The organism is Amycolatopsis sp. EV170708-02-1, assembly GCF_022479115.1.
Classification (GTDB): domain Bacteria; phylum Actinomycetota; class Actinomycetes; order Mycobacteriales; family Pseudonocardiaceae; genus Amycolatopsis.
The window spans coordinates 6,168,585-6,189,700 of sequence record NZ_CP092497.1 but is presented as its reverse complement, the minus strand read 5'-3'; the positions used below and the strand labels follow the sequence as shown (position 1 = coordinate 6,189,700).

The following is a 21,116-nucleotide window of genomic DNA, read 5'->3' as shown; positions in this document are numbered from 1 at the left end:
CACGAGTCGTGACTAGAGCTTCACCGGGTAGACGGGTTCCGGCACCTCGGGTTTGATGCGGTTCTCGACGAAGATGCCGTGCCACAGCATGAACACCAGCAGCGCCCACAGCTGACGGCTGCGGTCGAGCTGCCCGGCCTTGTGCTCTTCGAGCAGCGCCAGGACGGCCTTCTTGTCGAGCAGCGCGTCGGTCTGCGAGTCCGAGATGATGCCCTTGGCCCAGTCGTACATCTCGTTGCGCAGCCACAGCCGGATCGGCACGGGGAAGCCCAGCTTGCGCCGGTTCAGCACGTGGCCCGGGATGATCTTCGCCAGCGCCTGGCGCAGCGCGTACTTCGTGGTGCCGTGCGCGAGCTTCTGGTCGAGCGGGATGGTCGAGGCGACCTTGAACACCTCGGCGTCGAGGAACGGCACGCGCAGTTCCAGCGAGTTCGCCATGGTGACCTTGTCGGCCTTGACCAGGATGTCGCCGCGCAGCCAGGTGTAGAGGTCGACGTGCTGCATGCGCGCGACCGGGTCCCAGTTCTCCGAGATCTTGTACCAAGGCGCGGTGACGTCCTTGAAGCCGATCCCGTCCTCGTACGTGCGCAGCACCTTGCGGAGCTGGTCGTCGCGGAAGTTGCGGGCGTTGCCGTAGTAGCGGTCTTCCAGCGGCAGCGCCCCGCGGCGCAGCAGGTCCTTGCCTCGGGTGCCCTCCGGGATCTTCGTGGAGACCTTGCCGATGATCTTCCGCATCCCGCCGGGGATCTTCTCGAACGGCGCCAGCGAGATCGGCTCGTTGTAGATCGTGTAGCCGCAGAAGAGCTCGTCGGCGCCTTCGCCGGACAGCACCGCCTTGACGTGCTTACGCGCTTCGCGGGCGATGAACCACAGGGGCACGAGCGCCGGGTCCGCCACCGGGTCGTCGAGGTACCAGACGATGAGCGGCAGCGCCTCCATCATCTCGTCCGCCGACACCGTGCGGACCACGTGCTTCACGCCGATCGCGGCGGCCGACTCGGCGGCGACGTCGACCTCGGAGTAGCCCTCGCGCTCGAACCCGGTGGTGAACGCGATCAGGTTCGGGTTGTGCTCCTTGGCCAGCGTCGCGGTCGCCGTGGAGTCGATACCGCCGGAGAGGAAGGCGCCGACCGTGACGTCCGGGTCGGAAATCATGTGCTTGCCGACCGAGTCGCGCATCACATCGGCGATGCGCTCGTACAGTTCGTCGGCCTCGGCCTGGCTGTTCACCGGCTTCGCGTTGAAGGTCGGGTGGAAGTAGCGCGTGAACTCGACGTCACCGCCGGGGACCACCCGGAACGACGTGCCGGACTCGACGCGGCGGACGCCGGTGTGCATCGACTCGGGCTCCGGCACGTACTGCAGCACCAGGTAGTGCTGCAGGGCCGTCTTGTCCAGCTCGTCCTGGACGCCGAGCACGCCCGAAAGCTCCAGCAGGCTCTTCTTCTCGCTGGAGAAGGCGACCTTGCCGGGACCGGCCGAGTAGAAGAGCGGCTTGATGCCGAACGGGTCCCGCGCGCCGAAGACGACCTTCTCCTGCGAGTCCCAGATCAGGAAGGCGAACATGCCGCGCAGCTTCTTGACCGCCTCGTCGCCGAGGTAGTGGTATGCCGCGACGATGGCCTCGCCGTCGCCTTCTGTGGCGAACTTCGCACCGTGCTCGGCGGCAAGCTCGTCGCGCAGCTCTTTGTAGTTGTAGATCTCGCCGTTGAAGTTCAGCGTGTAGCGCTCGGGAGCCTCCGGCGGACCCCACACCAGCGGCTGGTGGGCGTGGTCGACGTCGATGAAGGCCAGCCGGTTGAAGCCGTAGACCACCTCGGCGTCGGCCCAGGTGTCGTGCTCGTCGGGGCCGCGGTGCCGCTGGCAGCGCATGGCCGCGTCGACGGCGTCACGGGCGCTCGCAGCGTCGGCTTCGGTCGAACAGATCAGTCCAAGCAGGCCGCACACGTCTAGTTCACACACCTCTTGTTGGCCGAGCGGGGAGAAGGGCCCAGTATGCCGGTGGGTGTGTACACCCGGATGTGGTGGGGGATACGCGTGTTGGGGTTACCCCTTAGTCAGCGCGGCGCCGCAACTCGGCTAGGCTCCGGCTGTCACGAAGATCGGTCGAGGAGGCTCTGGGTGAAAGGGCAAGGCGCAGTGGGAAATCCAGAGCGCACCCCAGTTAAGCGGGCTGGTCGCGTCGCAGCGCTCGCCGCGCTGGTGATGCTGACCGCGACGGGCTGTTCCGGGGACGAGATCCTCCGCTTCGGCTGGCCGGTCGGGGTGACCCCGCAGGCGCACGACATGCGGACCCTGTGGACGTGGACGGTCATCGCGGCGCTGGCCGTGGGTGTCATCGTCTGGGCGCTGATCTTCTGGACCGCGATCTTCCACCGCAAGAAGAAGACCGCCGACGGCGCGGAAGAGGAACTGCCCCGTCAGTTCCAGTACAACATCCCGCTGGAGATCTTCACGGTCGTCGTCCCGACGATCATGGTCTGTGTGCTGTTCTTCTTCACCGCGACCACCGAGAACCGGGTGCTCGCCGAGACGGACAACCCGGACGTCACGGTCGACATCGTCGCGTTCCAGTGGAACTGGGAGTTCAAGTACAAGAGCGACTCCAAGAACCACGAGGACCCCGAGATCACCACGGTCGGCAGCTCGACCGAGATCCCGCTGCTGGTCCTGCCGACGAACAAGACCATCCAGTACAACCTGCGGTCGGCCGACGTCATCCACTCGTTCTGGGTGCCGGAGTTCCACTTCAAGCGGGACGTCATGCCGGACCCGGAGAAGAACAACCAGGACTTCACCTTCCAGAACTCGATCGACAAGGAAGGGTCGTTCGTCGGCCGCTGCGCCGAACTGTGCGGCACCTACCACTCGGGGATGAACTTCGAGGTCAGGGCGCTCTCGCCGGACAAGTACGCGCAGTACATCCAGCTGCGTGGCACGGTGAACCCGAAGAGCGGCAAGCCGAATACGGCTTCCGAAGCGCTGACGGCGATGAACTGCGGCGAACTGTGCTCGCCCTACGCCGTCACCACCACCCCGTTCAACACCGACCGCACCGCGCGGGTCGCGTCCAACTGACCCGGCTGTTCGAGCCCGAAACAGGAGTGAGGCAACGTCCATGAAGGTCGAAGGACGGATTTTCTTCCTCGTCGCGGTCTTCTCCGTCATCGTCGCGGGTATCTACGCGTACATGACCGGAACGATGACCCGGGACGGCGTCGAGCCGGTCGGTGTGGTGGCCCTGATCCTCACCGGTGGCCTGGCCTTCCTGGCCGGGAGCTACCTGCAGTTCGTGGCGCGGCGCATCGAGCCGCGGCCGGAGGACCGGGAAGACGCGGAGATCAGCGACGGCGCCGGTGAGCTGGGCTTCTTCAGCCCCGGTAGCTACTGGCCGATCGGTCTCGCGGCGGCCGCCGCGCTGACCGGTGTCGCGCTCGCGTTCTTCCACATCTGGCTGCTGATCATCGCGCTGGGCCTGGTCATCATCGCCATCGGCGGGCTGGTGTTCGAGTACCACACCGGTCCGAACCACGAGTGACGTTCTGACGCCGAAAGCGGCGCCTCGGTCTTCGGACCGGGCGCCGCTTTTCGCATTCAGAGGACTAAACGCGGGCGGGCTGGGCCGCCGGGACGCGTTTCGGGGCCAGCGCGGCGGCCAGGACGGCCAGCATGCCGAGGCCTTCCGGCCACGTCGGCCGGTGCCCGTAGGCGAGGACGTCCACCACCACCGCGACCACCGGATAGACGTAGGACAGCAGCGCCACCGTGGTGGTCGGCAGCTTCCCGATGCTCGCGTACATCAGCACGTACATCAGCGCGGTGTGCACGGTTCCCAGCAGGACCAGCCACAGCAGGCCTGAGGGGTCCGTGGGCAGCGGCGTGACCAGCAGGGCGGGTGCGAGCACGATCGTGCCGGTCACCAGCTGTACGGCCGCGAGAACGTGCGGACGGACGTGCTTGAGCTGCTTCGCGACGAACGAAGCGCCGGCGTAGAGCGCGGCCGCGCCGAGGGCGAGCGCGATCCCCGCCAGCCGCACGGGTTTCCCGTCGGCGCCGTGCGCGGACAGCGAGATGAGCGTCACCCCGCCGAACGCGATCAGCGCCCGGACCAGCTGGCTCTTCGCCATCTTCTCGCCGAGGAACGCCGCCGCTAGGCCGACCAGCATCAGCGGTTGCGTGTGGTAAACGACGGTGCTGACCCCGATCGACGACAGCGAGTACGAGGCGAACAGCAGGACCCAGTTCCCGACCAGGAACAGCCCGCCGAGGATGGCGAGCAGCAGGTCGCGGCGGCTGAGCGTCCACGGGCGGAGCCAGCCCCGGGCGGCGCTCCACACCAGGAGCAGCAGACCGCCGACGAGGCTCCTGGCGAACGCCACGGCGGGGGCGTCGGCGCCGCTTTCCAGGACGACGGCGCCGATCGTGCCGGACAGCGCCATCGCGGCCGTCCACTGCAACACGGGGTTGTTCTTGTTCATGGCGACCACTTTCGCCGTCGCGTCCGCGTTCAACCAGTGTCAGAGATGACATCGACCGCAAAACTTGTGACACACTGCCCGGATGGATGTGAAGAAGGTCGCGGTGGTGCTCGCCGACCAGGTCTCGCCGTTCGAACTCGGGGTCGCCTGTGAGGTCTTCGGCACCGATCGCAGCGCCGACGGCATCGAGGGCTGGGACTTCGCGGTCTGCTCACCCGGCGGTGCGAACGTCCTGAGCTGGTCCGGTTTCGGGCTCGATGGGCTGCGGGGCCTCGACTTCGCGGCGTCCGCGGATCTGCTGATCGTCCCGACCTGTGCGCCGCGCAGCGCGAGCCCGCCGGAGCCGGTGCTCGAAGTCCTGCGCGACGCGGCGAGCCGAGGGGCCTGGGTCGCCGGCTTCTGCGCGGGCGTCTTCTCGCTCGGCTACGCCGGGCTGCTCGACGGGCGCAACTGCACCGTGCACTGGGTCTACGAACAGGAGTTCCGGTCGCGGTTCCCGACGGCGAAGGTCGATCCGAAGGCGTTGTACGTCGACGACGGCGGCGTCCTCACCAGCGCGGGAACCGTCGCCGCCGTCGACCTGTGCCTGCATCTGGTGCGAGAGCTGCGCGGTGTCGCCGCGGCCACCACGCTGGCCAGGCGGATGGTCGCGGCTCCACATCGGGTCGGCGGGCAGGCCCAGTTCGTTCAGGCGCCGGTGCCCGAGATCGCCGCACCGGACGACACCGTGCTCGCCGAAGCGCTCGAATGGATCGAGCGGCGGTTGGATCGGCCGTTCACCGTCGCCGACCTCGCCCGGCGCAGCGGTTTGGGGGAGCGCACGTTCCTGCGCCGGTTCTCGGCGGCCACCGGGACGACGCCGCACCGGTGGCTCACCGAGCGCCGACTCGACCGCGCGCAGTCACTGCTCGAAGAAGGCCGTCTGTCCATTGAGGACATCGCGGTCGCCTGCGGATACGCCTCCGCCGCCGCGCTGCGGCATCAGTTCGGCAAGCTGCGGGGTACCAGCCCGAGCGCGTATCGCAGGACTTTTTCCGCCGGCTAGAAGGAGATTTCCTGTCCGACGGTGACCTGGACGTGGTCGGGGACCTCGTCGTGTTCGTCGCCGACGGAGAGTGTGCCGGTCGGCTCGAACAGCAGCAGCGACGCACCGTCCACTGAGGACGGTTTGTGGAACGTCCCGCGCGGGACGACGAACACGGAACCACGCGGCAGTGTGACGACACGTTCGCCGTCCTCTTCGCGCAACGCGATGTCCAAGGTGCCTTCGAGGACCATGAAGAACTCGTCGGTGTTCTCGTGGACGTGCCAGACGTGCTCGCCCGCGACCTTGGCGAGACGGACGTCGTAGTCGTTGACGTGGGCGACGATCCGCGGGCTCCAGATCTCGTCGAACCCGGCCAGCGCGGTTCCCAGATCGATCGGCTGCTTGCTCATGTCCCGATCCTCGTGGCTGGACCGCCCGAGGGGTGAGTGCTAGGAATCGCATATGTCGCATGATTCCTCGCACAAGGTCGCCGTCCTGGTCGACGAGGGCTCCAACCCCTTCGAAATGGGCGTCGCGACCGAGCTGTTCGGCCTGCGGCGGCCCGAGCTGGGCAGGCCTTGGTACGACTTCACGGTGTGCGCGGCCGAGCCGTCCGTGCGCATGCACCTGGGCATGTTCACCCTCACCGATGTCGCCGGGCTCGAAGCCGTGGAAACCGCCGGCACGGTGATCGTGCCCAACCGGCCCGATCCGGAGAGTCCGGCCAGGGAGTCGGTGCTGGCGGCCATTCGCGCCGCGTCCGCGCGGGGTGCCCGGCTGGTGAGCTTCTGCACCGGCGCCTTCACCCTCGCGCAGGCGGGGGTGCTGGACGGGCGGCGCGCGACGACGCACTGGAAGTGGGCGGGGCTCTTCCGCGAGCTGTATCCCGAAGTGCTCCTGGAACCGGACGTCCTCTTCGTCGACGACGGCGACGTCCTGACCGCGGCGGGCAGCGCGGCCGCCCTCGATCTGGGGCTGCACCTGATCAGCCGTGACCACGGCGCCGAGATCGCGAACGCGGTGAGCAGGCGGCTGGTGTTCGCCGGGCACCGTGACGGCGGCCAGCGGCAGTTCGTCGAACGTCCGCTGCCGCCGGTGCCGGACACGTCGCTGGCTCCGGTGCTCGCCTGGGCGCGTGAACGGCTGGACCGGCCGCTCACGGTCGCCGACCTCGCCGCGCGGGCGGCGGCCAGCCAGGCGACGCTGCACCGGCGTTTCCGCGCCGAACTGGGGACCACGCCGCTGGCGTGGCTCACGACGGAACGGATCGCGCTGGCTTGCCGGCTGATCGAGCGCGGGGAGCAGCGGCTGGACCGGGTTGCGCGGGCTTCCGGGTTCGGGACCGCGGCGAATCTGCGTACGCAGCTTCGGCGGGCTACGGGACTGACGCCTACGGCTTACCGGGCGCGGTTCAGCACCGCCTCGTGAGTGGCAAGGACGGTTAGAACCGTCCTTGCCACTCACGAGGTCAGGCGAAGGCGATCCACCGGTTCAGCAGATCCGCGGCGGCGCCCGAATCGATGGCCGAGGCCGCCCGCGTGAGCCCGGCCGCCAGATCGTCTTCCAGCGACCCCGAGAACCCGGCGAAGGCCGCCAGCGCGGCCGCCGAGTTGAGCAGCACCGCGTCCCGCACCGGCCCGGTCTTCCCGGCCATCACCTGGCGGAACACGTCGGCGTTGTGCGCGGCGTCGCCGCCGCGCAGGTCGTCCGCGGTCGCCCGCGCGATGCCCAGGGACGCGGGGTCGAAGCTCCGCTCGGTGATCTCGCCGCCGGAGACCACCCATACCGAACTCGTGGTCGTGGTCGTGATCTCGTCCAGCCCGTCGTCGCCGCGCACGAGCAGCACGGTCATGCCGCGCCGCGCGAACACCTCGGCCAGCACGCGGGTCTTGTCCTGGTAGGCGCAGCCGATCAGCGAGCTGCGCGGCTGCGCCGGGTTGGTCAGGGGGCCCAGCAGGTTGAACGTCGTCGGCACGCCGAGCTCGCCGCGGGTCGGGCCGGCGTGGCGCAGGGCCGGGTGGAACTTCGGCGCGAAGCAGAAGCCGATGCCCAGCTCGTTCACGCTGCGCTGCACCGTCTCCGGCGGCAGATCGATCGTGACGCCCAGCTCCTCCAGCACGTCCGCGGCGCCGGACTTCGACGAAGCGCTCCGGTTGCCGTGCTTGGCCACCGGGGCACCGGCCGCGGCCGTCACCACCGTGGCCATGGTGGAGATGTTGACCGAGTTCGACCGGTCGCCGCCGGTGCCGACGATGTCCACCGACGGCCTGTCGATGGTCACCCGTTTGGCGTGCGCCAGCATGGCGTCGGCCATACCGGAGATCTCCGCCGGTGTCTCACCCTTCGCGCGCAGCGCGACGGCGAATCCGGCGATCTGGGAGGGCGTCGCCGCCCCGCTCATGATCTGGTCCATCGCCCACGCGGTGTCCTCCTCGGACAGATCCGCGCGCGCGATGAGCTGATTGAGCAGGGACGGCCAAGTCTTCGCGGCCGCGCTCATCGGCTCAGCCGTGCACGGCCGGCACCCGCCGGGCGCGCAGCACTTCGGCGACGGTCTCGGCGGCGGTCAGCGGGTCGAGCGGGTGGACCAGCACCGCGTCGGCCTGCGACCAGGTCGCGAGCCAGCGATCGTCCTTGCGCCGCACCGAGACCACGATCGGCGGGCAGTCCTCGATCTCGTTCTTCAGCTGACGGGTCAGCCCGATACCGCCGGTCGGCTGGGCCTCGCCGTCGAGGATGGCCAGGTCCACGTTGCCCGCGTCCATCTCGACGAGGACCTCGGAGATGCCGGACGCCTCGGTGTAGTCCACCCGGCCGAGGTCGGCGGCGGGCCTGCGGCCGACGGCGTTGATGATCGCCTCGCGCACCTCCGCCTTGTGGCTGAACACCAGGATCCGCATCGCCTGCTCGCCCATGAGCGCGCCTCCGCCTCGTCTAGTCATGTCGACCCCGCGATGTTATCCGCCATGACCGACATCACGTGGACGCACCCGACGGCTGGAGCGCGTCCCAGCCCAGCGAATCGCCGCCGAGCCGTTGCGCGAGCCCCGCCATCCGTGACCGTTCCTGCGCGCAGTGGAGTGCGTCGAGGGTCTGGACACGCAGCGCGTGCGCGAGGGCGAACTCGCCGTCGGGCGCCTGTTCTCGCAGCTCCCAGCCGTCCTGGGCGAGGATCGAGGCCGCCTCGGCGAGCTTTTCGGGCGGCAGCCTCAAGTAATGGCGCAGGATCGCGGGCGCTTCGGCGACCCAAGCGGGTGATCTCGCCAACGCCGCGGAATCCGCCTCGGCCGGATCGAAGGCCGCCACGACGATCTCCACGCCGGGCGTGTCGACCGTCAGACTCGGCGCGGAAGGCTTCTTGACCAGGTCACGAAGCCGATCTAGTAAACCCATGAGTAGCCCGGTTCCCACTTTCGTTCAGATGTGACCCGACACGCACGCGACCCGCCGTGGACCCACCCGGCGGGCGCCATGCGTGAGAGGACATAATGCGACGCGTGACAACGGCAGCTCCCACCATCAGCCAGCGGGTCCACTCGCTGAACCGGCCGAACATGGTCAGTGTCGGCACCATCGTGTGGCTGTCCAGCGAACTGATGTTCTTCGCCGGACTGTTCGCCATGTTCTTCACCGTGAAGGCGCAGAACGCGTCCGGCCAGTGGCCGCCGCCGCTGCACGGTGAGCCCTTCCATCTGAACATCGCGCTGGCGATCCCGTTCACCGTGATCCTCGTGGCGTCGTCGTTCACCTGCCAGTTCGGCGTGTTCGCCGCCGAAAAGGGTGACGTGTTCGGCCTCCGTCGCTGGTACATCATCACGTTGATCATGGGCGCGATCTTCGTGGGCGGCCAGGGTTACGAGTACCTGAACCTGATCCACGAGGGGCTGACGATCCCGTCCGGCGCGTACGGCACGGTCTTCTACCTCGCGACCGGGTTCCACGGCCTGCACGTCATCGGCGGGCTCATCGCGTTCGTGTACCTGCTCATCCGCACCAAGCTGAGCAAGTTCACCCCGGCCCAGGCCACCTCGGCGATCGTCGTGTCGTACTACTGGCACTTCGTCGACATCGTGTGGGTGGGCCTGTTCGCGGTGATCTACATCCTTCCGTGAACGAAGCCGCCACCACGACCTATCGGCCTGAACTGACAGCAAGGGTTGCCGCAAGATGACCTCCAGCAAGAACAACACGGAGCGCCGCTTCCGCAAGCGGTCGAAGGCACGCAGGCGTTTCGCCGGCGCGCTGGCGCTCGGGATCGCGCTGCTCAGCGTGGGCGGGTTGTACGCCGTTTTCGCCCCGGAGCCGCAGACCGCGCAGGCGCAGGGCGAATCCGCCCTCCTGCGCGAGGGCGAGAAGCTCTACAACAACACGTGTATCGAATGTCACGGGCCGAAGCTCGAAGGTGTCACCGACCGTGGCCCGAGCCTCATCGGCATCGGCGACGCGGCCGTGTACTTCCAGACCTCCACCGGCCGTATGCCGGCGGTCCGCCAGGAAGCCCAGGCGCAGCGGAAGCCGCCGAAGCTGACCGAGGCCGAGATCAACGCGCTGGGTGCCTACATCCAGGCCAACGGCGGCGGCGCGCAGCGTCCCGCCGAGAAGGGTGACGCGCTGCGCGGCGAGGACGTCGCGCGCGGCAGCGAGCTCTTCCGCCTCAACTGCGCCTCCTGCCACGGCTTCACCGGCCGCGGCGGCGCGCTCTCCTCGGGCAAGTTCGCCCCGAACCTGGACCCGGCCACGGAAGAGCAGATCTACACCGCGATGCTCACCGGGCCGCAGAACATGCCCAAGTTCTCCGACCGGCAGCTGTCGCCGGAGGAGAAGAAGGACATCATCGCGTTCGTGAAGTCCGTGAGCGACGGGAACAACGCACCCGGCGGTAGCTCGCTCGGCGGTCTTGGCCCGGCTTCGGAGGGCGCGATCGCGTGGATCGTCGGGATCGCCGCGCTGATCGGCGTGACGTTGTGGATTGGATCGAAGGCATGAGCGCCGAAGGGCCGAAGCCGCCGACAGAGGCGGAATTGGCGGACATGGATCGCGACCAGCTCGTCAAGCTGGGTACCGCGCTCGACGGGGTCGAGATCGTGGAGTACCCGAAGCCGTGGCCGGTCGAGGGGACACGGGCGGAGAAGCGCGCCGAGCGCGCCGTCGCCCTCTGGTTCGTGCTGGCCGCGCTGTCCGGCCTCGCGTTCGTGGTCCTCATCGCGTGGCCGCACTGGTTCGAGTACAAGGAGCCGGGTAAGACCGGCTACACCATGTACACGCTGTACACGCCGCTGCTCGGGGTCACCCTCGGGCTCGCCGTGCTCAGCCTCGGTATCGGTGTGATCCTCTACACCAAGAAGTTCATCCCGGCCGAGGTCGCGGTCCAGGAGCGCGGGGACGGCGGTTCCAAGGAGGTCGACAAGGCCACCATCGTCGCCCAGCTCGCCGATTCGGGCAGCCGCAGCACCATCGCGCGCCGGTCGATGATCAAGCGGTCCGCGGGCGCCGGTGCCGGTGTGCTCGGCCTCGCCGTCGCGGCGCTGCCGGTCGCGTCCTTCATCAAGGACCCGTGGAAGGACACCGAGAACCGCGACTCGCTGTGGCACTCGGGCTGGAAGAAGAACTTCCCGGACGAGGTCGTCTACCTGCGCCGCAACACCGGCCGTCCGCACGAGATCTCCCTGGTCAAGGCCGAGGACCTCGACGCGGGCGCCATGGAGACGGTGTTCCCGTACCGCAAGTCCGAGGAGCACGACGAGCACGCGCTGTCGGCCGCCTTCAAGCGGGTCGACAACCCGGTCATGCTGATCCGCCTCCGCCCGACCGACGCCGCCAAGGTCGTCAAGCGTCAGGGCCAGGAGGACTACAACTTCGGCGACTACTACGCGTACACGAAGATCTGCAGCCACGTGGGCTGCCCGACCTCCCTGTACGAGCAGCGGACCAACCGCATCCTCTGCCCCTGTCACCAGTCGCAGTTCGACGCGCTCCACTACGCCAAGCCGATTTTCGGGCCGGCGACGAGGCCGTTGGCCCAGCTTCCGATTACAGTGGACTCTGAGGGCTACCTGATCGCGCGCGGAGACTTCAACGAGGCCGTCGGACCGGCCTTTTGGGAGCGTAAGTCATGAGTTCACTCACCACCCCGACCAAGGGGACGAACCCGGTCGAGAAGGCCGCGGGCGCTGGTGCGAAGTGGGCCGACGACCGGTATCACCTGGCCAAGGGCATGCGGCACCAGCTCAACAAGGTGTTCCCGACGCACTGGTCGTTCCTGCTCGGCGAGATCGCGCTGTACAGCTTCATCATCCTGTTGCTGTCGGGTGTCTATCTCACGCTGTTCTTCGACCCCTCCATGGAGGAGGTCGTCTACAACGGCAGCTACACCGGTCTGCAGGGCGTCGAGATGTCGCGGGCCTTCGCGACCACGCTCGACATCTCGTTCGACGTCCGGGGCGGTCTCTTCGTCCGCCAGCTGCACCACTGGGCCGCGCTGATCTTCGTGGCTTCGATGATGGTGCACATGTTCCGGATCTTCTTCACCGGCGCGTTCCGGCGCCCGCGTGAGGCGAACTGGGTCATCGGTGCGCTGCTGCTGGTCCTGGGCATGTTCGAGGGCTTCTTCGGCTACTCGCTCCCGGACGACCTGCTCTCCGGTACCGGTATCCGCGCGACCCTGTCGGGCATCGTGCTCTCGGTGCCGGTCATGGGCACCTGGATCCACTGGGCGCTGTTCGGCGGGGAGTTCCCCGGCAACGAGATCATCCCGCGCCTGTACACGATCCACATCCTGCTGCTGCCGGGCATCATGCTCGGCCTGGTGGCCGCGCACCTCGCGCTGGTCTGGTACCAGAAGCACACGCAGTTCCCGGGCGTGCGCCGCAAGGAGACCAACGTCGTCGGCGTCCGCATCATGCCGGTCTTCGCGCTCAAGGGCGGTGCGTTCTTCGCGCTGGTCACCGGCGTCATCGCGCTGATGTCGGGGCTCTTCCAGATCAACCCGATCTGGAACATCGGCCCGTACAACGCGGCGCAGGTCTCGGCCGGTTCACAGCCGGACTGGTACATGGCCTGGGCCGACGGCATGCTGCGGATCTGGCCCGCGTGGGAGCTCTACCTCGGGAACTACACGGTCCCGGCGGTGTTCTTCCCCGGCGCGATCGGGATGCCGCTGCTGATCGGGTTGCTGGTGATGTATCCCTGGATCGAGCGAAAGCTGTCCAAGGACACCGCGCACCACAACCTGCTGCAGCGCCCGCGCGACGTCCCGGTCCGGACCTCGCTGGGCATCATGGCCCTGACGTTCTTCGCGGTCATCATGCTGTCGGGCTTCAACGACATCATCGCGTTCGCCTTCGACATCTCGCTGAACGCGACGACGTGGGCGGGCCGGATCGGTGTCCTGCTGCTGCCGCCGATCGCGTACTACATCACCTACCGGATCTGTCTCGGCCTCCAGCGGGCCGACCGCGAGGTGCTGGAGCACGGCGTCGAGACCGGCATCATCAAGCGCCTGCCGCACGGTGAGTTCATCGAGATCCACCAGCCGCTCGGCCCGGTGGACGACCACGGCCACCCGATCCCGCTCGAATACCAGGGCGCGTCGGTGCCGAAGAAGATGAACAAGCTCGGCTCGGCCGGACACGCCGTCGCCGGTTCGACCTGGTCCCCGGACCCGGTCGAGGAGACGATCGCGCTGGAGCGCGCCCGGGCCAACGGGCACGGCAACGGCAAGGTCGACGACATCGGTGGCGAGCCTTCCGCGGAGCGCAAGGAGATCACCTCCGGGCACTAGTCCGGGAGAAGTACGTGAAGGCCCCCTTCACTGCGCTAGACGCAGTGAAGGGGGCCTTCACGTACTTGGGGGAAGCTCAGGCGCCTTCGACGCCGATGTCGAAAGCGGACTCGCTGTCGGCCTTCGAGTATGAGCGGAACGCGATATGCGTGACCGTGCTCAGCACGCCGGGGACCTTGCCGATCTTCGCCGGGATCAGATCCGCGAGGTCTTCGTGGGCCGCGACGCGGACCGAGGCGATCAGGTCGACGTCGCCCGCGCAGGAGTAGACCTCGCGGACGCCCTCGATGTCCGCGATCGCCTGCGCCGCCTCGGGGATGGCATCGGCTTCGACCTGGATCAACACGATCGCGGTGATCACTAGAGTGCCTCCTACTTCAGGGAATCCGGTGCCGGAATCCTAGCCCGCCACACGTTCCAGCGCCGTCGCGCTCGCCGCGAGATCGAGCCATTCCTGCCAGCCGCCCGCCACCGCGGCGGGCTCCGCCCAGGGGTGCGTGGTGCGCACGAGCCGGACACCCGGACGGGTCAGCCAGCGCAGGAGGATGCCGATCTCCTCCGGGATCGCGCCGAAGAGCGGGCCGGGCCCCGGGATGACCGTCTCCGCCGAGGCCACGAGCATCTCGACGACCGGCATCGGCGGCACCCCGCGCCGCGCGACCCCCGCCGACGCGAGCCTGCCGTGCCGGATCACCGCCAGTTCCCAGCCGCCGTTCCCGTCGGGCCCGGCGGCGATCAGCTCGGGGATGCCCGCCAGCGCCGACTGCCGATGTGCCCGCCCGACCGCGCGGATCAGCCCGGCCAGCTGATCGCGGTGCTGGGCGGCCTGTTCGTAGTGCTCCGCGGCGGAGAGCCGGGCCAGCTGATCGGCGGCGGCCCGCAGCGGGCGTCCGTCCGTTCCGGCGATGAGGCCGGACACCGCCAGCACGCCCGGCCGGTACGCCTCGACGGTCTGCCGCCCGGCACACGGCGCTCCGCAGCGCCCGAGCTCGGCGAGGACACAGGGTGTCCCGTTCGGCGCGGTCGCCGAGATGCGCTGGGTGCACGTCCGCAGCCCCGAGGCGCCGGCGAGGGTGTCCGCGGCGGACCGGGCGTCGGTCTGGGTGCGAAAGGGCCCCAGCATCCCGTCTCGCGGCATGCGGACCACCGACAGGCGTGGGAACGCCTCCTCGGTCAGCGCGACCCACCACGCGTGCCGTGGGTTCTTGGAACGGCGGTTGTACATCGGGCGATGGGCGGCGATCAGCCGAAGCTCCCGGACGGCGGCCTCCAGCGCGTGCGCGCATTCGACCGCGTCGACCCGCTCGGCCAGCGCGACCATCTCGCGGATCCGCCCCCGGCTCTCCGAGCCGGTGAAGTACTGCCGGACCCGGCGGCGCAGATCGGACGACGTCCCGACGTAGAGGACCTCGTCGCTCGGGCCGCGGAACAGGTAGACCCCGGGCCTCGACGGCAGATGCTCGGCCAGCGACCGTTTGCGCCGCTGGGCCGCGGTCACCTCGGGCAGATAGTCCAGCAGCTCTTCGAGGGTGTGGACGCCGAGATTGCCCACCCGTTCGAGCAGCGCGTGCAGGACGTCGACGGTGGCGCGCGCGTCCGCGAGCGCGCGGTGATTCGGCGTGGTGCGCGCGCCGAACAACGCCGCCAGCGCGGAAAGCCGGTAGCTGGGCGTCTCGTCGCGGGAGATGACCCGGCGGGCGAGCCGGACCGTGCAGACGACGGCCGTCTTGGGCCAGTGGTAGCCGTGGCCCTCGCAGGCCGCCCGCATGAATCCGGTGTCGAAGGCGGCGTTGTGCGCCACGAGCACGGCGCCGGAGATGAATTCCAGGAACGCGGGCAGCACACGCTCGATCCGGGGAGCGTCGTAGACCATCGCCCCGGTGATACCGGTGAGCTCGACGATCTGGGGCGGGATCGGCATCCCCGGATTGACGAAGGTGGCGAACTCGCCGACGATCTCGCCCGCGCGGATCTTGACCGCGCCGATCTCGGTGATTCCGTCCGGACCGGGTTTCGTCCCGGTGGTCTCCAGGTCGAATACGACGAAAGTGATGTCCCGCAAAGGAGTTCCCAGCTCGTCGAAGGCGAGTTGCGCCGCGCCGGGCCGCCGTCCGGTGTCCATGGTCGGGCACAGTAGGGGCGGGCACCGACAATCCCAGGATGCGCGCACGCCGTCCCATCGAGCGCGCCCCGAGGGCATGGGGCCTACGCTGGAGCGATGCAACCGCAGCCCGCAGTGCCCGAATCGCCCGAGGACGCCACCGGCGGCCCCTCGGGTGTCGTGGCGTCCGCGGGCGCGACGGAGACGTCCGAAGAGGTGCCTGCCGAAGGCTGGACGGCCCTGCCGGAGACCGTACGGGAGCGGATCGCCGAGCTGGCGGCCGCCGCCGTCGGCAAACTGCCGGTCGCCGACGTGCCGAGGCAGCTGCGCCCGGTCGCGAAGTTCGCCCCGGCGAAACGCGCGAAACTCGGCGGGACGGCGTTGCTCACCGCGTTGGGGGAGTCTTCGCAGTTCCGGGTCGCGGTCACCGAATGGCTGCGCGACCACCGCAAGGACGCCCTCGACCCGAACGCCCCCGACTCCGTCGCCGCCGCGGCCGCCGCCGTGCTGCTCGGCGAAGCGGGCGCGGCCGGACGGGTCCGGCTGGTGGCGAAGAACGCCGAGGAGACGGCGTTGCGCGCCGAACGCGACGCCGCGCTGGCCCGCAACCAGCGGCTGGAGACCGAACTGGCCCAGCTGCGTGAAGAACTGCGCGAAGCCAAGGAAATCGCCGGTGGTGCGCGTGGCGAACGCGACGCCGAGGTCGAAAAGCTGTTGAAGCGCCTGCGGGAGCAAGGTGTCCAGCTGCGCCAGGCGAAGGACGCCGTCGCCGAGGCACACGCCCGGCTGGAAAGCGGAGGCGCCGAGAGCGCCGAAGAGATCAAGGCGCTGAAGGCCCAGTTGGACCGTGAGAGGCAGCGTGTCGCCACAGAGCGGGCGCGGGCGGAGAAGGCCGTCACGGACGCCGAGATCGCCCGTCAGTCCGCCCGTGAGGCGCGTCAGGCCGACGAGGTCAGGCTCGGGCTGCTGCTGGACACGATCGAAGGCGCCGTCGGCGGGCTGCGCCGCGAGCTTTCGGTGAGCGCGCGGGGTCAGCGCCCGGCGGACATGGTGCGCGGCGCGACGTCGGGCCTCGGGGCGGGCGGCAAGATCCAGGACGTCACCGCGCTCGACCGGTACCTCGCGCTGCCCAACGTGCACCTGATCGTCGACGGTTACAACGTCACGAAGACCGGATATCCGGAGCTGGCGCTTTCCGACCAGCGCGACCGGCTGATCCATCAGCTGTCCGCGCTCGCCGCGCGGACCTCGGCCGAGGTCACCGTCGTGTTCGACGGCGCCGGTGTGCTTTCCGTGCCCGCCGCGGTCCCGCGCGGGGTCCGGGTGCTGTTCTCCGAACGCGGCGTGCTCGCGGACGACGTCATCCGGTCCCTCGTCGCGGCCGAGCCGCCGGGGCGCCCGATGGTGGTCGCGAGCACGGACCGGGCGGTGGCGGATTCGGTGCGGGGCAAGGGCGCGCATCCGGTGCCGTCGGCGGTGCTGGTGTCGCGGCTCAGCCGGGTCTGAAGGTGACAGAGGTCGTGGGGCTCGTGAGTGGTAAGGACGCTTAGAACCGTCCTTACCACTCACGAGCAGACCGGGCAGGTGACGCGCCGGGCGGCCGGTCGCCAGCCCTCTCGGACGAGGATCGCGCGGACCTCGGCCGCGACCTCGCACGGTGAGTTCCGGACGTCCTGCCAGCCGTAGACGAGGCGTACCCGGCCGGCCAGTTCGGCGGCGTTGTCCCGTCGACGGTCCCGGAATGCGACGGAGGCCATCGCGTGGGTCGCCCGCCCGTCCAGGCGGACGGTCAGGGCCGCCCCGTGCGGGTCGTAGGTGACGTCCTCCCACAAGGTCTTCCCATCGACTTCGATCGCCGTCTGCCGGTCACCCGGTGGTAGACCGTGTCGCTCCTCGACCTGTTCCTTGAACTCCACTTCGAGCGCTGACATGAGGCCTCCGTCCACCAGTTCGAGACCTCGCTGGATCTCGGCGCGGAAGCGGAACGGCGGGCGCATCGAGACGCAGTCGCGCATCGCGGACACCGGGACCTTGCTCCGGCTCACCAGATCGACGACGACGCTCACAGCGTCTCGCGCGGTGGGCTGGGAGACCGCCAGATCGACGATCGTGTCCGTGGGCTTGGTACGAGGCGGCCACGCCTCGGCCGTGGAGTACGGGAGCGCTCGCGACCGGTGGACCTTCACCAAGGGGGATTGGGAAACGGCGGAGCCGGCATACGGCACGGTGATCTCGATCGGACCCTCTTCGATCGGAAGGAGACGCCATTCTTCCGCCGCCGTGCGATGGCTGAGAACCGCGTGCCCACCTCCATAGCGGAGGGCGGCGTGCATTCTCGCGTTTCGCGGGAGGGGGCCGGTGAAGGTCGCGTAGACCCGCGGCAGAACACGCTGCCAGCGTCCGGCTTCCAGATTGGCGACGATGTCCGCCTTGGTGTGTCTGTAGGCGAAGAGCTGAGCTCTGGTGACGATCCCGTGCTGCTCCTGCAGCAGGACAGGCCAGCTCGGTCGTTGTTCGGCCGGGATGGCTTCTTCCGACCAGCGTTTGTGTAGGGGCACGCCGTTCACACTGGCCGGAGCAGAGCGACCGAACGGGGTGGCGGGCGCAAGTTGTGGATGGAGGGTGCGGTTGTGGATAGGTCGGGTCTCGTGAGTGGCAAGGACGGTTCTAACCGTCCTTGCCACTCACGAGGTCCGAAACTGTCGGTGGTCGCTCTTAATGTGCACCTCACCACTGAAAGTGAGGAGCCCGAGATGGACGACAAGGCCATCGCCGATATAGCGGACATAGAGACGCTCGTCATCGATTGCGACCGGTGCGCGGTCCGCGGTGACGCATGTCATGACTGTGTCGTCAGTGTCCTTCTCGGCGCGCCGCTCGCGCTCGAATGGGACGCCGACGAGCGGAAAGCGGTCGACGCGCTCGCCGAAGCCGGGATGGTGCCGCGCCTCCGGATGGTCGAGATCGTCGAGCAGGAGCGCCGGAAATCGGCCTGAGGACACGCCTCGACCGGGGCATTCGACGAGTGGTCGATCCGATCGGGTGAACGGTAGGTAGTCGTGATCAGCCCCAGGCTGTAACGCCCGTCACACCTTTCCGCTCATGCTGGTCCGAAGGTGTTTCGGCGCATCACGGAGAGTTTTTGTGCTTGCCATGGTGGACGCGGTGCCCGTGGTTTCGTAACCTGTCCGAGATCTCGTGGCCGGAAGTCGTCGCCAGACGGCGACACGGGATCGCCACTGAGGCAGCTTTGTCGGGGAGCTGCACCGGAACCAGCCACGCGCCAAACCTGTTGCGATAGCACTCGGCCAGGCGCGAGGCGGGAACGCGGGGAACCGCGCGGGCCTCACGGTCGGCGTCGCGGCTTCGCGGAAGAGGGCCCCCGACCTCTTCGCCCCGGGTTCCGAGTCGGTGGCCGACAGCAAAGGAGACACGCGCGACCGTGCAGTCGCATCCAGTCAAGCGCGTGGTGTCAGGAGCTTTGGCCGCGGCCGCGGTGATCACCGCGGTGACAGTGGCCCAGCCTTCCGCCACCGCTGCCCCAGGCCCCGCCCTCCAACAGCCCCCGTCCGGCTCGGACGCCCTCGCCAAGTACCGCGACCTCGCGGCACAGGCCGAGAAGGCGAACGAAGACCTCCTCAAGGCGAAGGACGACCTCGCCGCGAAGCAGGGTGAGCTCGACAAGGCGACCGCCGACGCAGCCGCAGCCAAGGAGCTCGGCATCAAGGCGGCCGGTGACGAGAAGACCTTCCAGGCCGAGGTGAACAAGTTCGCCGGTGCCTCGTTCACCAGCGGTGTGCAGCTGAACAAGCTGTCGTCGCTGCTGTCGGGCGCGTCGACCCAGGACTTCCTGGAGCGTTCTTCGGCACTCGAGGTCCTCGCCGCGAACAAGAACACCGCGCTGACCAACCTGAGCGGTGCCGTCGCCCAGGCCGCGGCCGCGGCCAAGCAGGCGGCGGACGCCCAGAACACGGCTACCGCGGCCCGTGACACGGCCGCCAAGCTGACCACGGACATCGAGGCGCGCCAGAAGACGCTGGCCGACCAGCTCAAGGAGATCGAGCGGGCCGGCGGCAACCTGAGCGCCGCGGATCGCAACGCCCAGAAGGACAAGGGCGGCGCGTTCCCCAACCTGCCCGCCCCGGGTCCCGCCGCGGCGGCGGCCCTCGCGGCCGCGAAGAGCAAGCTCGGCAGCCCGTACGGCTGGGGCGACACCGGCCCGTCGTCGTTCGACTGCTCGGGTCTGATGCTGTGGGCGTACAAGCAGGCCGGTCTCACCCTGCCGCGGTCCAGCCGTCAGCAGTCGACCTTCGGCGCCCCGGTGCAGAGGTCGCAGCTGCAGCCGGGCGACCTGGTGTTCTACAACTCGCCGGTCTCGCACGTGGGCATGTACGTCGGCAACGGCATGATGGTGCACGCGCCGACCACCGGTGACGTCGTCAAGGTGTCGCCGCTGCAGAACAACTACGTCGGCGCCCGTCGCCCGACGGCCTGACGAACAGACGACAAGGGGCGGTACCGCGCGAGCGGTGCCGCCCCTTTCGTCTGTGGCGGGCCAAGTAGCCTGCAGGGGTGCTGAGGACCCTGCTGGTGACCAACGACTTCCCGCCCCGGCCGGGCGGTATCCAGAACTACCTGAACTCGCTGGCCACCCGCCTGCCCGCGGACGACCTGGTCGTCTACGCGCCCTCATGGGAATCGAGCACCGGCTCGCACGGCGAGTTCGACGCCGCCGCCCCGTTCGAGGTGGTGCGCCATCCGACGTCGCTGATGCTGCCGACCCCGGACGTGCTCAAGCGGGCGAAGGAGATCATGCGCGCCCGCGAGTGCGAGGCCGTCTGGTTCGGCGCCGCGGCGCCGCTGGCGCTGCTGGGGCATCCGCTGCGGTCGGCGGGCGCGCGCCGGGTGCTGGCGTCGACGCACGGCCACGAGGTCGGCTGGTCGATGCTGCCGGGCTCCAGGCAGGCGCTGCGGCGGATCGGCGACACCGTCGACGTGATCACCTACGTCAGCAAGTACACGCGGTCCCGCTTTTCGGCGGCCTTCGGCCCGATGGCGGGGCTGGAGATGCTTCCGTGCGGCGTGGACACCGCGCTCTACCGGCCGGATCCGGCCGCGGGCAAGGAGATCCGCGAGCGGCACGGTCTCGCCGACCGGCCGACGATCGTCTGCGTTTCGCGGCTGGTGCCGCGCAAGGGCCAGGACATGCTGATCAAGATCCTGCCCGAGCTCCGCAAGCGGATCCCGGACGTGGCGTTGCTGCTCGTCGGCGGCGGCCCGTACCGCAAGACGCTCACCGGGCTCGTCGAAGCGCTGGGAGTCGAGGACAGCGTCGTCATCACCGGATCGGTGCCGTGGAAGGAGCTTCCCGCGCACTACAACGCGGGCGACGTCTTCGCGATGCCGGCGCGGACGCGCGGCAAGGGGCTCGACGTCGAGGGGCTGGGCATCGTCTACCTGGAGGCCTCGGCGACCGGGCTGCCGGTCGTCGCCGGGAATTCCGGTGGCGCGCCGGAAACGGTGCTGGACGAGGTCACCGGGCACGTCGTCGACGGCCGTGACGAACAGCAGCTGAGGGAGACGCTGGCCGCGTTGCTGGCGGATCCGGTGCGGGCCCGGCGGATGGGGGCCGCCGGTCGCGACTGGGTGGGCGAGAACTGGCGGTGGGACACCATGGCGAGCAGGCTTTCCGGCCTGCTCGACGGCGATCCCGTCGCGGCGGTGCGCTGA

The 21,116-nt window shown here is 69.1% G+C and carries 21 protein-coding genes; 12 read left to right on the top strand and 9 right to left on the bottom strand.

The window, feature by feature from the left end:
- Positions 1 to 12 precede the first annotated feature (12 nt).
- Positions 13 to 1,947, bottom strand: coding sequence for an asparagine synthase (glutamine-hydrolyzing) (gene asnB, locus MJQ72_RS27955; protein WP_240594086.1), 1,935 nt, complete (start codon positions 1,945 to 1,947; stop codon positions 13 to 15).
- 192 nt (positions 1,948 to 2,139) lie between these two features.
- Between asnB and MJQ72_RS27950 the strand changes: the two genes are divergently transcribed.
- Together MJQ72_RS27950 and MJQ72_RS27945 are read left to right on the top strand one after the other, a co-directional pair.
- Positions 2,140 to 3,078, top strand: coding sequence for a cytochrome c oxidase subunit II (locus MJQ72_RS27950; protein WP_378371426.1), 939 nt, complete (start codon positions 2,140 to 2,142; stop codon positions 3,076 to 3,078).
- Between the two features lie 40 nt (positions 3,079 to 3,118).
- The gene (locus MJQ72_RS27945; protein ID WP_240594082.1) at positions 3,119 to 3,538 is read left to right on the top strand and encodes a cytochrome c oxidase subunit 4; all 420 of its coding nucleotides are present in this window, start codon (positions 3,119 to 3,121) and stop codon (positions 3,536 to 3,538) included.
- Positions 3,539 to 3,602: 64 nt separating this feature from the next.
- On the opposite strand, the gene MJQ72_RS27940 is transcribed toward MJQ72_RS27945, so the two are convergent.
- Positions 3,603 to 4,478, bottom strand: a complete 876-nt coding sequence (locus tag MJQ72_RS27940; protein ID WP_240594080.1) for a DMT family transporter — start codon at positions 4,476 to 4,478, stop codon at positions 3,603 to 3,605.
- Positions 4,479 to 4,560: 82 nt separating this feature from the next.
- Here MJQ72_RS27940 and MJQ72_RS27935 point away from each other — a divergent pair, with 82 nt between their 5' ends.
- Entirely contained in the window at positions 4,561 to 5,523 is a 963-nt protein-coding gene (locus MJQ72_RS27935) for a GlxA family transcriptional regulator (protein ID WP_240594078.1), read from the top strand.
- Here the strand turns inward: MJQ72_RS27935 and MJQ72_RS27930 are convergent.
- The gene (locus tag MJQ72_RS27930) at positions 5,520 to 5,915 is read right to left on the bottom strand and encodes a cupin domain-containing protein (protein WP_240594076.1); all 396 of its coding nucleotides are present in this window, start codon (positions 5,913 to 5,915) and stop codon (positions 5,520 to 5,522) included. The two genes, MJQ72_RS27935 and MJQ72_RS27930, sit on opposite strands and share 4 nt — an antisense overlap.
- 52 nt (positions 5,916 to 5,967) lie before the next feature.
- On the opposite strand from MJQ72_RS27930, the gene MJQ72_RS27925 reads away from it, so the two are divergent.
- Positions 5,968 to 6,933 (top strand): helix-turn-helix domain-containing protein, encoded by a 966-nt coding sequence (locus tag MJQ72_RS27925; RefSeq protein ID WP_240594074.1) that lies wholly within the window; start codon positions 5,968 to 5,970, stop codon positions 6,931 to 6,933.
- Between the two features lie 40 nt (positions 6,934 to 6,973).
- Here the strand turns inward: MJQ72_RS27925 and trpD are convergent, their stop codons facing one another.
- From trpD to MJQ72_RS27910, 3 genes are all read right to left on the bottom strand, one after another.
- Positions 6,974 to 8,005 (bottom strand): anthranilate phosphoribosyltransferase, encoded by a 1,032-nt coding sequence (trpD, locus tag MJQ72_RS27920; protein WP_240594072.1) that lies wholly within the window; start codon positions 8,003 to 8,005, stop codon positions 6,974 to 6,976.
- 4 nt (positions 8,006 to 8,009) lie between these two features.
- Positions 8,010 to 8,420 carry a hypothetical protein gene (locus MJQ72_RS27915; RefSeq protein WP_005164172.1) on the bottom strand — a complete coding sequence of 137 codons (411 nt, stop codon included), beginning with the start codon at positions 8,418 to 8,420 and terminating at the stop codon, positions 8,010 to 8,012.
- A gap of 61 nt (positions 8,421 to 8,481) precedes the next feature.
- The gene (locus tag MJQ72_RS27910; protein WP_240594070.1) at positions 8,482 to 8,898 is read right to left on the bottom strand and encodes a hypothetical protein; all 417 of its coding nucleotides are present in this window, start codon (positions 8,896 to 8,898) and stop codon (positions 8,482 to 8,484) included.
- A gap of 95 nt (positions 8,899 to 8,993) precedes the next feature.
- Between MJQ72_RS27910 and MJQ72_RS27905 the strand changes: the two genes are divergently transcribed.
- From MJQ72_RS27905 to MJQ72_RS27890, 4 genes are read left to right on the top strand one after another with little or no spacing between them, the layout of a single operon-like run.
- On the top strand, positions 8,994 to 9,617 hold the full coding sequence (locus MJQ72_RS27905; RefSeq protein WP_076168078.1) for a heme-copper oxidase subunit III: 624 nt from the start codon (positions 8,994 to 8,996) through the stop codon (positions 9,615 to 9,617).
- Positions 9,618 to 9,672: 55 nt separating this feature from the next.
- The gene (locus MJQ72_RS27900) at positions 9,673 to 10,491 is read left to right on the top strand and encodes a c-type cytochrome (RefSeq protein WP_016336045.1); all 819 of its coding nucleotides are present in this window, start codon (positions 9,673 to 9,675) and stop codon (positions 10,489 to 10,491) included.
- Complete coding sequence (locus tag MJQ72_RS27895; RefSeq protein WP_240594068.1) at positions 10,488 to 11,621, top strand: ubiquinol-cytochrome c reductase iron-sulfur subunit; 1,134 nt, start codon at positions 10,488 to 10,490, stop codon at positions 11,619 to 11,621. Before MJQ72_RS27900 ends, MJQ72_RS27895 begins: the two co-directional genes overlap by 4 nt.
- A complete protein-coding gene (locus MJQ72_RS27890; RefSeq protein WP_315860757.1) occupies positions 11,618 to 13,285 on the top strand; it encodes a cytochrome bc complex cytochrome b subunit in 1,668 nt (555 codons plus the stop codon). The genes MJQ72_RS27895 and MJQ72_RS27890 overlap by 4 nt, the downstream gene beginning before the upstream one ends.
- A gap of 76 nt (positions 13,286 to 13,361) precedes the next feature.
- Here the strand turns inward: MJQ72_RS27890 and MJQ72_RS27885 are convergent, their stop codons facing one another.
- Positions 13,362 to 13,646, bottom strand: coding sequence for an Lrp/AsnC family transcriptional regulator (locus MJQ72_RS27885; protein WP_005154220.1), 285 nt, complete (start codon positions 13,644 to 13,646; stop codon positions 13,362 to 13,364).
- A gap of 39 nt (positions 13,647 to 13,685) precedes the next feature.
- Entirely contained in the window at positions 13,686 to 15,407 is a 1,722-nt protein-coding gene (locus MJQ72_RS27880; RefSeq protein WP_240594066.1) for a DEDD exonuclease domain-containing protein, read from the bottom strand.
- Between the two features lie 96 nt (positions 15,408 to 15,503).
- Here MJQ72_RS27880 and MJQ72_RS27875 point away from each other — a divergent pair, with 96 nt between their 5' ends.
- A complete protein-coding gene (locus MJQ72_RS27875; RefSeq protein ID WP_240594057.1) occupies positions 15,504 to 16,892 on the top strand; it encodes an NYN domain-containing protein in 1,389 nt (462 codons plus the stop codon).
- A gap of 59 nt (positions 16,893 to 16,951) precedes the next feature.
- Here the strand turns inward: MJQ72_RS27875 and MJQ72_RS27870 are convergent, their stop codons facing one another.
- On the bottom strand, positions 16,952 to 17,944 hold the full coding sequence (locus tag MJQ72_RS27870; RefSeq protein ID WP_240594055.1) for a hypothetical protein: 993 nt from the start codon (positions 17,942 to 17,944) through the stop codon (positions 16,952 to 16,954).
- A gap of 195 nt (positions 17,945 to 18,139) precedes the next feature.
- Between MJQ72_RS27870 and MJQ72_RS27865 the strand changes: the two genes are divergently transcribed.
- The 3 genes from MJQ72_RS27865 (at position 18,140) to MJQ72_RS27855 (ending at position 21,116) form a co-directional block, all read left to right on the top strand.
- The gene (locus tag MJQ72_RS27865; RefSeq protein ID WP_240594053.1) at positions 18,140 to 18,382 is read left to right on the top strand and encodes a hypothetical protein; all 243 of its coding nucleotides are present in this window, start codon (positions 18,140 to 18,142) and stop codon (positions 18,380 to 18,382) included.
- 446 nt (positions 18,383 to 18,828) lie between these two features.
- Complete coding sequence (locus MJQ72_RS27860; protein ID WP_240594051.1) at positions 18,829 to 19,881, top strand: NlpC/P60 family protein; 1,053 nt, start codon at positions 18,829 to 18,831, stop codon at positions 19,879 to 19,881.
- A 77-nt stretch (positions 19,882 to 19,958) separates the two neighbouring features.
- Entirely contained in the window at positions 19,959 to 21,116 is a 1,158-nt protein-coding gene (locus tag MJQ72_RS27855) for a glycosyltransferase family 4 protein (protein ID WP_240594048.1), read from the top strand.

What these genes read in the sequence shown, in the direction of transcription:
- MJQ72_RS27945 (WP_240594082.1), top strand. Translation starts at nt 3,119, where the DNA reads ATGAAGGTCGAAGGACGGATTTTCTTCCTCGTCGCGGTCTTCTCCGTC.
- MJQ72_RS27940 (WP_240594080.1), bottom strand. Translation starts at nt 4,478, where the DNA reads ATGAACAAGAACAACCCCGTGTTGCAGTGGACGGCCGCGATGGCGCTG.
- MJQ72_RS27935 (WP_240594078.1), top strand. Translation starts at nt 4,561, where the DNA reads ATGGATGTGAAGAAGGTCGCGGTGGTGCTCGCCGACCAGGTCTCGCCG.
- MJQ72_RS27930 (WP_240594076.1), bottom strand. Translation starts at nt 5,915, where the DNA reads ATGAGCAAGCAGCCGATCGATCTGGGAACCGCGCTGGCCGGGTTCGAC.
- MJQ72_RS27925 (WP_240594074.1), top strand. Translation starts at nt 5,968, where the DNA reads ATGTCGCATGATTCCTCGCACAAGGTCGCCGTCCTGGTCGACGAGGGC.
- trpD (WP_240594072.1), bottom strand. Translation starts at nt 8,005, where the DNA reads ATGAGCGCGGCCGCGAAGACTTGGCCGTCCCTGCTCAATCAGCTCATC.
- MJQ72_RS27915 (WP_005164172.1), bottom strand. Translation starts at nt 8,420, where the DNA reads ATGGGCGAGCAGGCGATGCGGATCCTGGTGTTCAGCCACAAGGCGGAG.
- MJQ72_RS27910 (WP_240594070.1), bottom strand. Translation starts at nt 8,898, where the DNA reads ATGGGTTTACTAGATCGGCTTCGTGACCTGGTCAAGAAGCCTTCCGCG.
- MJQ72_RS27905 (WP_076168078.1), top strand. Translation starts at nt 8,994, where the DNA reads ATGCGACGCGTGACAACGGCAGCTCCCACCATCAGCCAGCGGGTCCAC.
- MJQ72_RS27900 (WP_016336045.1), top strand. Translation starts at nt 9,673, where the DNA reads ATGACCTCCAGCAAGAACAACACGGAGCGCCGCTTCCGCAAGCGGTCG.
- MJQ72_RS27895 (WP_240594068.1), top strand. Translation starts at nt 10,488, where the DNA reads ATGAGCGCCGAAGGGCCGAAGCCGCCGACAGAGGCGGAATTGGCGGAC.
- MJQ72_RS27890 (WP_315860757.1), top strand. Translation starts at nt 11,618, where the DNA reads ATGAGTTCACTCACCACCCCGACCAAGGGGACGAACCCGGTCGAGAAG.
- MJQ72_RS27880 (WP_240594066.1), bottom strand. Translation starts at nt 15,407, where the DNA reads ATGGACACCGGACGGCGGCCCGGCGCGGCGCAACTCGCCTTCGACGAG.
- MJQ72_RS27875 (WP_240594057.1), top strand. Translation starts at nt 15,504, where the DNA reads ATGCAACCGCAGCCCGCAGTGCCCGAATCGCCCGAGGACGCCACCGGC.
- MJQ72_RS27865 (WP_240594053.1), top strand. Translation starts at nt 18,140, where the DNA reads ATGGACGACAAGGCCATCGCCGATATAGCGGACATAGAGACGCTCGTC.